This is a genomic window from uncultured Paraglaciecola sp. (genome assembly GCF_913020055.1).
GTDB lineage: Bacteria > Pseudomonadota > Gammaproteobacteria > Enterobacterales > Alteromonadaceae > Paraglaciecola.
In genome coordinates this window covers 46,015-60,863 of record NZ_CAJWCF010000006.1, presented here as the reverse complement: position 1 = coordinate 60,863, position 14,849 = coordinate 46,015, and the positions used below count along the sequence as shown (strand labels likewise).

At 40.9% G+C, this 14,849-nt stretch carries 12 protein-coding genes; 10 read left to right on the top strand and 2 right to left on the bottom strand.

The window, feature by feature from the left end; genetic code table 11:
• Positions 1-22 precede the first annotated feature (22 nt).
• Entirely contained in the window at positions 23-1,168 is a 1,146-nt protein-coding gene (gene queG / locus QZ488_RS02550; RefSeq protein WP_293746067.1) for a tRNA epoxyqueuosine(34) reductase QueG, read from the bottom strand.
• On the opposite strand from queG, the gene QZ488_RS02545 reads away from it, so the two are divergent.
• From QZ488_RS02545 to QZ488_RS02500, 10 genes are all read left to right on the top strand, one after another.
• On the top strand, positions 1,162-2,715 hold the full coding sequence (locus QZ488_RS02545) for an NAD(P)H-hydrate dehydratase (RefSeq protein WP_293746066.1): 1,554 nt from the start codon (positions 1,162-1,164) through the stop codon (positions 2,713-2,715). The two genes, queG and QZ488_RS02545, sit on opposite strands and share 7 nt — an antisense overlap.
• On the top strand, positions 2,712-3,203 hold the full coding sequence (gene tsaE / locus QZ488_RS02540) for a tRNA (adenosine(37)-N6)-threonylcarbamoyltransferase complex ATPase subunit type 1 TsaE (RefSeq protein WP_293746065.1): 492 nt from the start codon (positions 2,712-2,714) through the stop codon (positions 3,201-3,203). The genes QZ488_RS02545 and tsaE overlap by 4 nt, the downstream gene beginning before the upstream one ends.
• 10 nt (positions 3,204-3,213) lie before the next feature.
• Complete coding sequence (locus tag QZ488_RS02535; protein ID WP_293746064.1) at positions 3,214-4,548, top strand: N-acetylmuramoyl-L-alanine amidase; 1,335 nt, start codon at positions 3,214-3,216, stop codon at positions 4,546-4,548.
• Between the two features lie 35 nt (positions 4,549-4,583).
• A complete protein-coding gene (gene mutL / locus QZ488_RS02530; protein WP_293746063.1) occupies positions 4,584-6,392 on the top strand; it encodes a DNA mismatch repair endonuclease MutL in 1,809 nt (602 codons plus the stop codon).
• Positions 6,385-7,338 (top strand): tRNA (adenosine(37)-N6)-dimethylallyltransferase MiaA, encoded by a 954-nt coding sequence (miaA, locus tag QZ488_RS02525; RefSeq protein WP_293746062.1) that lies wholly within the window; start codon positions 6,385-6,387, stop codon positions 7,336-7,338. Before mutL ends, miaA begins: the two co-directional genes overlap by 8 nt.
• 77 nt (positions 7,339-7,415) lie before the next feature.
• On the top strand, positions 7,416-7,661 hold the full coding sequence (gene hfq, locus QZ488_RS02520; protein ID WP_293746061.1) for an RNA chaperone Hfq: 246 nt from the start codon (positions 7,416-7,418) through the stop codon (positions 7,659-7,661).
• Positions 7,662-7,680: 19 nt separating this feature from the next.
• The gene (gene hflX / locus QZ488_RS02515; protein WP_293746060.1) at positions 7,681-8,970 is read left to right on the top strand and encodes a ribosome rescue GTPase HflX; all 1,290 of its coding nucleotides are present in this window, start codon (positions 7,681-7,683) and stop codon (positions 8,968-8,970) included.
• 82 nt (positions 8,971-9,052) lie between these two features.
• Entirely contained in the window at positions 9,053-10,210 is a 1,158-nt protein-coding gene (gene hflK / locus QZ488_RS02510; RefSeq protein WP_293746059.1) for an FtsH protease activity modulator HflK, read from the top strand.
• A 3-nt stretch (positions 10,211-10,213) separates the two neighbouring features.
• Positions 10,214-11,095, top strand: a complete 882-nt coding sequence (gene hflC, locus QZ488_RS02505) for a protease modulator HflC (RefSeq protein WP_293746058.1) — start codon at positions 10,214-10,216, stop codon at positions 11,093-11,095.
• 210 nt (positions 11,096-11,305) lie between these two features.
• Complete coding sequence (locus QZ488_RS02500; RefSeq protein WP_293746057.1) at positions 11,306-11,692, top strand: DUF1304 domain-containing protein; 387 nt, start codon at positions 11,306-11,308, stop codon at positions 11,690-11,692.
• Positions 11,693-11,988: 296 nt separating this feature from the next.
• Here QZ488_RS02500 and prsT read toward each other — a convergent pair whose 3' ends face one another.
• Complete coding sequence (prsT, locus tag QZ488_RS02495; RefSeq protein ID WP_293746056.1) at positions 11,989-14,757, bottom strand: XrtA/PEP-CTERM system TPR-repeat protein PrsT; 2,769 nt, start codon at positions 14,755-14,757, stop codon at positions 11,989-11,991.
• Positions 14,758-14,849: the final 92 nt, after the last annotated feature.

The following is a 14,849-nucleotide window of genomic DNA, read 5'->3' as shown; positions in this document are numbered from 1 at the left end:
GACGCACTTAGAGTATTTCTGATTACGCATCCCTAACTAAACCTTTTTCGATGCTGCGCACTAACCTTTGGGTTAGTCGACTGTCAGTTTTTTGATTCTGCGTCGCTTTGCTTTCATGTTGCAGCAACGCCCATTGAATATGTTCTTTGACTAAATCTGTCGAATGACTCAAGGCCGCACGCAAAGTGCTAACAATCTCATTTGAAAACGCTGCATTACCTAAGCCCACAGCTAAATTGCGTTGCCAACGCTCAAAACCAATGCGCCTAATCGCCGAACCTTCTGTGTTTTTTAGAAAAGTCTGTTCATCCCATGCAAACAATTCAATCAACTCTTTGCTCATTAGTTTTTGCCTAGGGTGAAAATCCGCTTCATCTGTAATATTTGCAAAGCGATTCCACGGACAAATAAGTTGGCAGTCATCACAACCGTAAACACGATTGCCAATCAAAGCTCGGTATTGCTCCGGGATAGCGCCTTTTTGTTCAATGGTAAGGTAGGAAATACAACGTCTTGCGTCCACCACATAGGGCTCAACAATTGCTTGAGTGGGACAAATCGTTAAACAAGCGGTACAACTACCACAATTTTCGACTACGGCCTTGTCTACTGGTAAGGGGATATCGACAAACAACTCCCCTAAAAAGAACCAAGAACCAGCTTCTTTATTGATAGTAAGTGAATGCTTACCTGTCCATCCAATGCCCGCTTTTTCGGCAATGGCATGTTCGAGTACAGGTGCTGAATCAACAAAAGGTCTGAAATTTAATTCTGCACATTCAGTCTTTATTTTTTCACCAAGCTTTTTCAAACGAGCACGTAACAATTTATGATAATCGCGGCCAAGTGCATAACGGCTGATATAAGCTTGCTGTTTATTTTTTAATGTTTCGGCAAATTTAGCATCGGGGGGCAAATAATCCATTCTGACACTTATGACTCGCATAGTGCCGGGCAGCAACTCTGATGGTCTAGCCCTTTTCATACCGTGCTCTGCCATGTAGTTCATCTCTCCTGCATAGCCTTTTTCAAGCCAAGATTGCAGATGAGCTTCATGTTGATGCAAATCAACATCGCATATGCCGACTTGTTGAAAACCTAGCACTTTCCCCCAAGCCTTGATATTTTCAGCTAAAGACAACAATTCAGAAGTGTTAAGTAATGACATCGACAAACCTGTTAACCGAGCAAGCGGCTGCGAGTCTAGCACATAAAATTGTCAGTTCAGAGCAAGTCAGATCGATTGAACCTGAGGCTGCGTTATTAGCTAAGTGCAGTATGTTTGAATTAATGCAAAGAGCGGGCAAAGCTGCATTCAAAATCTTACTACAAGAATGGCCAAAAGCTCAGAAAGTACTAGTAGTGGCTGGCAACGGTAATAATGCCGGTGATGGTTATGTGTTAGCTAAGCTGGCAAAGCAGCATGGTTTAGATGTTTCGGTAACGTGTCAGCAGCCAACAAGAGAGTTAAATGGCGATGCCAAACAAGCACAATCTAAATGGCAAGAAGTAGCTGGTGAAACACTGGCGTTTTCTGAGTTGGATTATGCACAGTTTGACGTGTTAGTAGATGCACTGCTGGGCACGGGCGTAACCGGCGAAGTCAGTCAAACCTTTCAAGAAGTCATCCAAAAAATCAATCAAACAGGCATTCCGGTATTGAGCATAGATTTACCCTCTGGCATGCAAGCTAACACAGGGCAACCATTACCAATTGCTGTTAAAGCCGATGTAACAGTCACTTTTGTTGCTATCAAGCCGGGATTGGTTACTGGCATTGGTAAAGAATTTTGTGGCAAACTTTGTTATGCGGATTTGGTTGTGGGCAATGAATTTTTTAGCATAGCGCAAGGTGAAGTGCAGTTAGTCAACTGGTCGATGTTACAACCATTGCAGCCAAGACCAAAACACGGCAATAAAGGTACGTTTGGCAAGTTATTATGCATAGGTGGCAACCAAGGTATGGCCGGTGCAATTAGACTCAGCGCGGAATCAGCCTTGCGTTGTGGAGTAGGCTTGGTAAAGGTCTATTGTCATGAGTCTAGTAACTTGTCGATCTCTGCTGGTCGCCCAGAAATCATGCTTGCTAATAAAGATATTGATGCTGCATTAAGTTGGTGTAGTTGCATAGTTGTGGGACCTGGATTAGGCCAAGATGATTGGTCACAACAGCAATTTTCACGTTTATTGGCACACTTAAAACACAGCCCTAAACCATTGGTCATAGATGCTGACGGACTAAATATACTTGCAGTGATGGCCGATGATGTTGCTGTTCGAGATACCCTTGCCAACTTACCGGCACTGGTCTTTACCCCTCATCCTGGTGAAGCAAGCCGATTATTAAACTGTGACATCAGTAAAATTGAAAGCGATAGATATTTGGCCACTAAAAATATCTCGCAAAAATATCAGTCTGCCTGTGTATTAAAAGGGGCTGGCAGTATCATTCAATCGGCAGATTTACACGAAGCCTCTGTACCTTGGGTATGTGAAGGTGGGAATCCTGGTATGGCAACGGCTGGAATGGGCGATTTATTAACCGGCGTTATCGGTGCCTTTTTAGCCCAAGGCTTTACCTCACAAAAAGCGGCAGTCTATGGCGTATGTGCGCATGCCGAAGCGGGAGACAGAGTTGCCATACAATATGGTCAACGTGGTATGATTGCCTCAGATTTATTACAACCTTTACGAGCCATTGTTAACGGATTATGAGTATTCCTTTGATTCCCCCTACTGCTGATTTACCCTCGATACACTATGAATTAGTGAATGAAGCTGCCACAGTTGCTTTGGCAGGGAAATTGGCTAAGTGTTGTCATCAATCAATTGTGATATATCTTGAAGGGGATTTAGGTGCTGGTAAAACTACTTTTAGTCGTGGTTTTATTCAAGGATTAGGCCATATAGGTAATGTCAAAAGCCCTACTTATACCTTGGTTGAACCTTATGAAATAGCTGACTGGCGGGTGTTTCACTTTGACTTATACCGTTTATCTGATCCTGAAGAATTAGAATTCATGGGCATTCGAGATTATTTCGACGCTGATTGTATTTGTTTGATTGAATGGCCAGACAAAGGTGCTGGCCTCTTGGCAGCAGCAGATTTACACATTAGTATTGAGTACACGCAAACAGGACGTTTCTTATCGATGCAGGCTAAGTCTACAAAAGGCTCTGATTTGCTTAAGCAATTAAACTAGAAAAATAATAATGCGAATATTTTGGTCACAACAATTTAATGCAATATTAGTCAGTTTTTTACTGATGGCTTTTAGTACGACAAGTTTTGCTAAAAACACTATCGAAGGGTTACGTATTTGGCCTTCTCCCAGTACCACTCGTTTAGTTTTCGATTTGTCTGATACCCCAAAATACACTTATTTCACCTTAAAAAACCCACAACGATTAGTCATCGACATAGAAAACACACCAAAAACGTTCAACTTTTCAAAGATTACCAATGACAGTAAATTGGTCAAAAAGGTGCGTTACAGTAAGGCCAAAAAGCCAGGGGCAGTAAGAGTCGTTATTGAATTAAACAAAACTCTCGAAAAAAATATTTTTGCTCTGCCACCCACTGCACCTTATGGCGATAGATTAGTCATTGATTTAAACGATCCAGAGAGCGCCGCGCCGCAAATTGTTTTGAATGCCAAATCAACAACCGACAGAGACATTGTGATCGTTATCGATGCGGGCCACGGTGGAGAAGATCCCGGCTCGATTGGGCCCAGTGGTAGTTACGAAAAAAATGTCACTTTAGGTATAGCTAAACGATTGGAAACTTTAATCAACCAAGAAAAAGGCATGAAAGCGGTGATGACACGCACCGGTGATTATTACATTTCGCCGAATAAGCGCCCGCAACTTGCCAGAAAAAACAAAGCAGATATGTTTGTGTCAATTCATGCTGATGCCTTCACTACCCCTCAACCTAACGGTGCGTCTGTTTGGGTTTTATCCATGAAAAGAGCGAATACTGAATTAGGTCGTTGGATGGAAAGAACCGAACGCCATTCTGAATTATTAGGTGGTGCTGCTGAAATTATTCAAGATACCGCAAATGAACGTTATCTAGCCCAAGCGTTGCTCGATATGTCTATGGATCATTCGTTGACCACCAGTTATGACGTGAGTCGTGACATGATAAAACACCTAAAGAAAGTCACAAAGTTACACAAAAAGACACCTCAAGCCGCGAGTCTTGCGGTGTTAACGTCACCAGATATCCCTTCGATTTTGGTAGAAACTGGCTTTATCTCTAATCCAAAAGAAGAGAAAAACCTGAATTGGTCGAAGTACAGACAGAAGCTAGCTCAATCCGTATTTAACGGCCTGAAACAACATTTCAAAGGATCGCCTCCTGACGGTTCCTTATGGGCTAAATGGAAACAAGAAAACCGTACTCATAGAGTTCGCAGCGGTGAATCTTTATCTTTACTGGCTCAACGTTATAATGTTCAAATCAGTTCTCTTAAAAAAGCCAATAATCTCAATACCAATATGGTACGTATTGGACAAGTTCTGACGATCCCTAGTACCTAATCCACTCGTTTAGCATTTATACCAAGGTCATTGTTTTGCCGATTCAAATTCTTCCCGCTAGATTAGCCAACCAAATTGCCGCTGGAGAAGTGGTTGAACGCCCTGCTTCTGTGGTTAAAGAGTTAGTGGAAAACAGCCTCGATTCAGGGGCAACATCAATTGAAATTGATATCGAGAAAGGTGGTCATAAACGCATTTTAATCCGTGATAACGGTAGCGGCATTGTGCATGAAGAACTCGCTTTGGCGCTAAGTCGCCATGCCACCAGTAAAATTGTCAAATTAGAAGATTTAGAAACCATTTGTAGTTTGGGATTTCGTGGTGAAGCCTTGGCAAGTATCAGTTCCGTTGCTCGTTTAAGCTTAAGCTCGAAACCAAAAAACCAGAATCAAGCTTGGCAAGCCCACTGTGAAGGCCGTGAAATGCAGGTTCAACTCAATCCGGTGGCCCATCCCGATGGCACCAGTGTTGATGTGGTAGATTTGTTTTTTAATACCCCTGCCAGGCGCAAGTTTTTAAGAACTGAAAAAACTGAATTCGCCCATATAGATGAAATAGTGAGGCGTATTGCGTTAAGTCGTTTTGATGTGAGCTTTAGTCTTAAACATAATGGTAAATTACTGCGAAAGTACCCAGCAGTGAAAGCGCAAGGTACTGAGATAAAACGCTTAAGTGCGATTTGCGGCAAAGAATTTAGCGAACATTGCATTGAGCTAAATAGTCAGTATCAACAATTTGAGTTAAAAGGTTGGTTAGTTCAACCAGAACAAGCTAAAGCTCAAGCTGAATTCCAGTATTTCTATGTAAACGGACGCATGATGCGCGATAAGTTAATCAATCATGCTGTTCGCCAAGCGTTTGAAGGGCTTATTGGTGCCGATTTATATCCCGCCTATGTACTGTATTTGACCCTTGAGCCAAATCAAGTGGATGTAAATGTACATCCGGCCAAACATGAAGTCAGGTTTCATCAGGCACGTTTGGTACATGATTTTATTTACAGAGCATTAACAGACACGCTGAATCAATATTTTCAACAAGGGCAACAACAACCAAATGCTGAAGTAAATATTTTGCCCCAGGCCGAACCTAAGCATGATTATATTCAACCTTTGCAAAGGCCAGCACCTGAACCAAAAGTGGATGAAGTTCCATCAAGCTATTCTGGAACTAAGACTCAATCTTTTGGCTATACCAATACATTGGTAAAAAAAGGAATGGCCGAGCACTTGGTTAACTCTTCTCAAGTCATTAATCAAACTTCAAAGAACTACCAACAGTTGATGACGCCGACACAGCACACTAATTCAACGAACAGTTCAATCACGATTCCTGGGCAATGGCTTCAAGTAACAGATAAACAAATCTTACTTAATATTGAGCATAAGTTTTATTTACTCGAGACAAAAGCACTGCATCTTAGTGTGATGTCTAAGCTGTACTCTGATTCGATGCCCGTTAGCCAACCTTTGTTGATGCCTATTTCAATTACATCCTCGGCTGAATTACTAACACAAGCAAAATTACTTTATCAGCCACTTCTAGAAAATAATGTGGAAATTGGCTGGACCCCAAATAGAATTATTTTACGAAAAGTACCCGCTGGATTAAGGCCATTTCGTTGGAGTGAATGTTTAGAAGATATTTTAGCGTGTCCAAAAATAGAAACTCATCAAGTGCGTGAGCACTTGCTAACATGTATTGTTTCAAATGAAGATATAGGTGCGAATCAGGTTCAGGAGCTGTGGCAACAATTTGCTAATACCTCAGTTAACTTAAAACGTGATGTAGCTCAAATAGGTAAATTGGTGGATTTAGATGGGTGGTTAAAATCCTATGAGTGATCACATCGTACATTCCCCTAACTCGTTACCACCAGCATTGTTTTTGATGGGGCCTACTGCCTCAGGCAAAACAGACCTCGCAATTGAACTTTGCGAAAATTTACCCTGTGAAATAATCAGTGTTGATTCTGCGTTGATTTACCGTGGCATGGACATAGGCACAGCTAAACCAAACGCTGCTGAGTTAAAAATAGCACCACATAAGTTAATTGATATTTTAGATCCTGCTCAGAGTTACTCAGTGGCCGAATTCAGAAAAGATGCCCTTTTAGCCATGCAAGACATCACCGCTAGAGGCAATATCCCATTATTAGTGGGTGGCACTATGATGTATTACAAAGCTTTAATTGACGGACTTTCGCCCTTACCTGAGTCTGATCAAAATGTAAGGCAAGCCATAGAAGCACAGGCCGAAAAATCAGGTTGGAATGTATTACATCAACAATTAGCGCAATTCGACCCTACCTCTGCTAAACGTATACACCCGAATGATCCCCAACGTTTAATTCGGGCCTTAGAAGTTTATCTTCTAACCAATCGCTCAATGACAGACTTGATGGCAACTAAATCCGCCCCCATACCCTATAATATAAAGCAGTTTTGTATCGCTCCCGACGATCGTAAAGTTCTGCATGAACGTATTGCTCAGCGATTTCAAATAATGGTCGATACAGGGTTTCAGGCGGAAGTTGAAAAATTAAAAGGTAGGAGTGATCTACATTTGAACTTACCCTCTATTAGATGTGTTGGGTATAGACAAATGTGGCAGTATCTGGATGGTGATTTTGATTTTAACGAAATGCGTGAAAAGTCTATCGCCGCGACTCGGCAATTAGCCAAAAGGCAGTTAACATGGCTAAGAGGATGGGAAAATATTTACTCATTGGATACATTTTCTTTAGACAATCTGTCGAAAGTTATTAAACTGAGTCAACTTCAATCCTAAGGCGGCCTATACAGCTATATGTTTTACTGTATAATCCTGTTTTAGGGTAAAATTTATAAGAATAAAAAGGATAGATCATGGCAAAAGGGCAATCATTACAAGACCCGTTCCTCAATGCGCTGCGTAAAGAGCGTATTCCTGTATCCATTTACCTTGTTAACGGTATTAAACTACAAGGACAAGTAGAGTCGTTTGACCAATTCGTGATTTTACTAAAAAATACTGTAAGCCAAATGGTTTATAAACACGCAATATCTACCGTTGTCCCATCACGCGCTATTCCAATGCCCACTGTTGGTCAGACGGAAGCAGACGAAAACTAGATGGTTTTAGGAGAGTGGCTTGTTTGACCGTTATGCAGCAGGTGAGCAAGCTGTTTTAGTGCATGTTGATTTTGCTGATGAAAATAGCAAAGAAGATTTATTAGAATTACAATTACTTGTGTCGTCTGCTGGTGTGAACGCTATTGATGTTGTCACGGGTTCTAGACAAGCACCCCAAGAACGTTATTTTGTAGGTAGCGGTAAAGCTGAAGAAATTGCGAATGCTGTAAGAGCACAGCAAGCTGATGTGGTGATTTTCAATCATAGTTTGTCCCCTTCCCAAGAGCGTAATCTAGAACAGCTTTGTCAATGTCGAGTACTGGACCGCACTGGACTGATTTTAGATATTTTTTCTCAGAGAGCCCGAACCCACGAAGGTAAGTTACAAGTAGAGCTTGCACAACTTCGGCATATCAGCACTCGTTTGATTCGTGGCTGGACTCACCTAGATAAACAAAAAGGTGGAATTGGTTTACGCGGCCCAGGTGAAAGTCAACTTGAAACTGACAGGCGACTATTAAGAGCAAGAGTCAAGGCAATTCAACGCCGCCTCGACAAAGTTCAAAAACAACGGGAGCAAGGCCGTCGTTCCAGAATTCGAGCAGAAATACCAACGGTCTCCTTAGTCGGGTATACCAACGCAGGCAAGTCAACGTTGTTTAATACCATGACACAGTCATCTGTATATGCGGCTGATCAACTGTTTGCCACGCTTGATCCAACACTTAGAAAGATTCAGTTACAAGATGTTGGTTCAGCCATTCTTGCTGATACGGTTGGTTTTATCCGCCACCTCCCCCATGATCTTATTGCGGCTTTTAAAGCGACTTTACAAGAAACGCAACAGGCAGACTTGTTATTACATGTAGTCGATTATTCTGACGACCAATTTCGAGAGAATATCGGACAGGTAAATGAAGTACTTGAAGAGATAGAAGCCAATGATATTCAGCAATTGGTGGTGTGTAACAAAATTGATCGCATGGGTGGCGTCAGTGCGAAAATAGATCGAGATGAATCAGGCATGCCTATTCGTGTTTGGATATCTGCCCAGCAAGGTATTGGTATTGATTTGCTGCTCGACGCAATTACTGAATGTTTATCAAAAAACATGGTACAACATAGCCTGTTGATTCCACCGCAGAAAAGTAATTTGCGAGGTGTGTTTTTTGAGATGAACTGCATTGCATCACAAGATTATGCCGAAAATGGCGATTGGCAAGTCGAAGTGCGAATGGAGCAAAGTGATTGGAATAGACTTATTAAACGTGTCGACGTTGATTTAGAGTCATATATAGTAAAAAATTAGCAACATAAAACAGATCAAAAATTTTTAAAAACTCGTATTGGTCATAGACCTATTTATTGAATTAACTAGTTGGAGAGAAATAATGGCTTGGAATGAGCCCGGTGGAAACAATAATGATCCTTGGAAAAACAAGGGCGGCCGAGATCAAGGCCCACCTGATTTAGATGAGGTTTTCAAAAACTTAATGAATAAGTTTGGCAAATTTGGCGGTGGCGGCAATAGTGGCTCATCAGGGGGTAAAAGCCTTGGTGGTATAGGTATCGCCGTTATTTTTGGCATATTAGTCATTGGTTGGGTGTTTAGTGGTTTCTATACTATTCGTGAAGCCGAACGTGGCGTAGTGTTGCGTTTTGGCGAATTTAGCCATTTCGTCGATCCTGGGCTGCGTTGGAAACCAACATTCGTCGACACTGTTAAACCTGTAGACGTGCAAACGATTCGCTCTATGCCTTCATCTGGTTCAATGTTAACTGAGGATGAAAACGTGGTACGTGTTGAGATGGAAGTCCAATACCGTATTCTCGAACCTTACAAATACAGTTTTGCCGTAACTAGCCCTGAAGAGAGTTTAAGTCAGGCATTTGATAGTGCAATTCGTTACGTAGTGGGTCATTCAAAAATGGATGATGTACTAACAAGTGGTCGTGAAGTGGCGAGACAAAGCGTAAGAGATGAATTGACCGGCATTATTGAATCTTACGACATGGGTATAGCCGTTCTCGACATGAACTTTAAAGATGCAAGACCTCCAGAAGAAGTGAAAGAAGCTTTTGACGATGCAATTGCAGCACAAGAAGATGAACAGCGCTTTATCAACGAAGCTGAAGCTTACTCTCGAGAACTTGAACCTAGAGCACGTGGTCAAGTTAACCGGATGGCACAAGAAGCTCAAGCCTATAAGGAACGAGTGACATTGGAAGCACAGGGTGCAATCGCACGATTTGAGGAATTATTACCTCAATATATTGCTGCGCCAGAAGTGACTCGTAGCCGTATTTACCTTGAAACAATGGAAGAAGTTTACAGTAATACCAGCAAAATTTTGGTGGACACTGAAGGCACTGGCAACATGATGTATTTGCCACTGGACAAAATACTGGGGAATCAATCTGGGCCAACTGTTCCTGCGAATATTCGCAGTACTTTAGAGGGTTTGCGTAATCAGGAAGCTGATCCACAACCAGTTAGCAACAACTCCAGAAACAGCCGCAGTAGTGGCGTACGTAGTGGGAGAAACTAAACCATGAAAAATTTTATTGCTTTAATTATTGTGGCGTTAGGCCTACTCGTATTTGGTTCTTTGTTTGTTGTTGAAGAAGGCAACAAAGCGATTGTTATCCAGTTTGGTAAAGTACAAAGAGACAGTGAAACGGATGTAACCAGAGTTTTCGAACCGGGTTTACATTTAAAGCTACCTTTCTTTGACCGTGTGGTAACGCTTGATGCTCGTATTCAAACGTTAGATGAAGCACCCGACCGCTTTGTGACTTCTGAGAAAAAGGATTTGATTGTCGACTTGTATGTTAAGTGGAAAATTGAAGACTTCGCTAAGTATTACCTTGCGACTGGTGGTATCAAATCTAGCGCAGAAATACTGTTACAACAAAAAGTAAATAACGGTCTACGATCTGAATTTGGTACACGTACTATTCAGCAAATTGTGTCTGGTGAACGTTCAGAGTTAATGGATGAAGCCATGGAACAAGCTTCTACTAGCTCGGATGAGCTAGGAATAGAGATTATTGATGTACGTGTTAAACAAATCAACTTACCACTTGAAGTTCGGAACTTTATTTTCCAACGCATGCGCACAGAACGTGAAGCGGTAGCGAGAGAGCATCGCTCTGAAGGTAAAGAAAAAGCTGAATTTATTAAAGCTGATATCGATGCCAAAATCACTGTTATGTTAGCTGACGCAGAACGTAATTTACGTAAACTGCAAGGTGAAGGTGAAGCACAAGCAGCGCAAATTTACGCTGAAACTTACTCCAAGAATGCTGATTTTTATAGCTTTTTACGTAGTATGGACGCTTACAAGAAAAGCTTTAGTAGCAAACAAGATGTGTTGGTTGTAGAGCCGGACAGTGACTTCTTCCGATATATGAAGAATCCTATCGGAAAATAACTATAACAATCTATGTATATTTGAAAGCGCCGCGAGGCGCTTTTTTGTTTCTACTCTATGCTTAATTGCACTTTTTTATGTCGACAAGAATAATGTAAACCTTAAAGTCTGCAAATTAAGACACTGGTATCTGCGCCAGTCCTTGCAACTGAAGTCAATTTACCACACTATAAAAAATACATCTGATGCAAAGTAGCCAAGGTATTATTAATGAAGTTTTTAGCTGGTTTTATGACCTTTTCAGTCGCCCTATTGCATATAGGCATAATGGTATTAGAGATGTTTTTCTGGAATCATCCTATTGGCCAAAAAATATTTTCAATGACAGAAGAGGTTGCAAAGTCGTCTGAAATTTTGGCTATGAATCAAGGTTTATATAATAGCTTTTTAGGTTTTGGTTTACTTTGGGGATTAATCAGCGGTAATCAAAGTCTAAAAGTATTTCTACTCTTATGTATCACTATTGCTGGCATTTTTGGTGGTCTCACAGCTAAAACCAGTATCCTATATGTACAGGCGTTACCTGGGTTTATTACACTATTATTAGTTCTAAAAGCCAAAAGACGCCAAGCCGGTGAAGCACGCCTATTCTCCTAATGAGTGGTTAAAATTAGCCACTCATTTAGTGGTCGAAATAATAATCCCATTCGATATGTCGCCAGTTTAGACTGGCTTTAAGTAGCAGAATTCCAACACTCTATATTCATTTAGTCTGGACAACGCGAATGATTCCCAACAATACTCTTCACTATTATCAAGAGTCCGGTGTCGTATATTTTGTTAGCCAATAGTTCAAAAAACCTCAATAACAATCAACATAAAAAAGGCTACAAACGTAGCCTTTTAATCAGTATTCCTAACATTTACCTGAATAACCTCAACCTAATCAAGTATTACTCAAGACCATAATCAGCTTTTAGCTTGGCTTCTCTGATAAGAGATGCTTCTAGCTTCATTTCGCGCTGGCTAAGTTTACGTTTAGCTAAAAAGGTTTCTTCTGCCAATAATAGTGCTTCGACATAATTGAGATATATTTCCTCATTTTGCATGGCATCAGTTATCGCTCGTTCATATAGACTTAACGCCTCTTTATAGTCTTTTTCCGCCACATATATTTGCGCTAAGGTATCCAACGCAGCTGAGTTATTGGGTTGAAGTTCAACTGCTTTTTGTCCAAACCCCTTAGCCTTATCTATATCCCCTTTTTGTAAATATAAATACGCTAAATTATTGTGGGCTATATAATTATTGGGGTTTTGTTGTAAGGCCACTTCATAGGTTGCGATTGCGCCTGCTACATCACCTCCTATCTGCCTTTCGGCCAATAACATTTTAGCAGCCAAATCTTTGGGTTGTTTTTCAACATGCTGCTTAAGTAACTCAAAGGTCTTGTCACGCTGCTCCAATGAGTCGTAAGTAAACGACAACAGGATCAAGTTTCTATTATTTGGCGTTGCGTTATAAGCAATCAGCGCGTTTTCTAATGCTAACTCTGGTTGATTGTTGTTTAACTGAAAGCGCGCCAGAAAGCTTTTAGCCAAAGGTAATCCAAGCACATTTTCTGGCAAATCATCATATGCCTTTTGTGCAGCAGGGTAATCTGTCTGCATCAGCAAAAAGTGAGTGTTTAACAACTGCATCTGCACGTCATCACGATTCTTCAGGTAACCTTGGGTTAATTGTGATGCCTCTGTAAGCTTATTCTGATTGTCGAGTAATAATAATTTACCGATTATGGCGTCCTTATCATTGGGTTCAATAGCTAACCACGCATCGTAATGCAGTGTTGCCGGCCTTAATTGATTAGTTTTAATGTAGCTTTGGCCTAAAGTTTTCCAATAACCTTTTGGCAAGTCTTTCTGGTCTTTTACTTCGGTTAACAGTTCAATAGCGGTTTCATAATTGGTTTCGACTACTTGAACCCTTGCTAAAAGTAACCTGGCAGCAATATTGGCAGGGTCGCGGTCAAAAGCAGATTGAATTTTTTCAATCCCTGAAGATAGTTTATTGATTTGTTTACTAACCAAATAATTGGTGGCCAGAACAGGTACATTATTCGGAAATTCAATTAGCATCTGCTCTAATAATAGATTCGCTTTTTGCATTTCTTTTTGCGCCACCATCACATTAACCATAGCCAAACTTGAAATGGGACTATTACTGTCTAAAGCAGACGCTTTCTCAATTTCTACTGTTGCCTCTGCAAATTTCTTTTGCCTTGTATAAATATCGCCAGCCAATAAATAGGGTTTTGAATCAGTAGGGCTGGTTTTTTTCCAATTATTTGCCAGTTCTAGCGCTTTGTCATATTGCTTCGTCACTAAATAAGCTTTTGCTAAAGTAGTTTGTGCGCTCTCTAATTCAGGAGACTTACTAACCGCCTCTTCTAGGTTTACTATGCCATCAAGGTTATTAAGTGAAAGTTGTAATAGTCCTAAGCGCGTTAAATCTTCAGCGGTACGGCTAATATCAGTAGATTTTTCAATTAACACTTTGGCATCTTTTTCAAAACCATCTCGCAGTAATTCAAAACTGGCCTTGGAAAATAAAGGCGCATCCTCTTCTGTTAACTGATCGAGTCTTTCCAACACGTCTCCGACTTCTGAGGTTAAACCTAGTTGTAACTGACTGGCTGCGAGTAATTTAAGGCCAGGATGATTATCTGGCAACAAGGCCGCGATGTAAGTCAAATGTCGATGGGCACTTGAGAAGTCTTGAAGTTGATAGGCTGAATAACCTGCAATCAGGCGAATCGACGGAGCTTCAACATTTCCCATAATGGCAACTTCTGCTCGTTTTAAGGCATTAGCATAATCACCTTGTTGTGCATAAGTTGCAGCCTTCAATTGATTCAAAAGAGGATTTTGATCATTCAACAAGAGAAGTTCATCTAAGTAGGGATCGGCTGCGGCTAAATCACCTATATCGACCAATAACTTGGCCAATACAAAAGTTGTTTGTTTATCTTCAGGATAAAACTGCACATAGTCTTTAAATATCTCAGCAGCTTCATCTGGTGCACCAAGTGACAATTTTAGTTGTGCTAATAACTTCAATATTTCTGCATTTTGCGGCGCTCGTTCGCGAAGCTCTGATACCAAAGCTGACGCTTTTTCATACTCTTGATCTAACACCACCATATAAGCTGCAGTCAGGCCCTTAAAAACAGAACTCGTTTCTATTTCAGATAATTCTTCAATCAATAAGCGAGCTTCATCTAACTTATTTAATCGGGCCAAAGACACCACTTTGAAATAGCCGATTTCAGCACGTTCAACTGAGGTTAAACCACTATCCTTATGTTCTATTTTACTGATAGCTGAATAGGCGCCAGTGCGCTGATAAGCTTGAGTTAATAGCGGTAATACTTTTGCTGCTTCAAAGCCATAGTCTAAAGCACGGTTAAGCTCTTTTTCAGCGCTTTCAAATTGTTTTTGTTGAATATAGAGTTTGCCAAGTTCAAACCTTGCTTGAGCTGACTTTGGTTCAATTTGCACCGCATTTTTCAGCGCTACTATTGCAGCCCCCGGATCATTTTCAGCGACATATTGTTGCGCTTCTTTTATATATTCGTCACTAGTTTGTTTACTGCAACCGGATAACACCCCTAATGCTACAACTGCTAACGCGAATTTTAATTGAGTAGAATTAAAACGTTTCATTTTGATTGTCCCTTGTATAAATACCTATGTAGCCATAATGACATGCGCTTTTACCTTATGCGACCAGCACTAACAATTTAATTAGCTGCTGA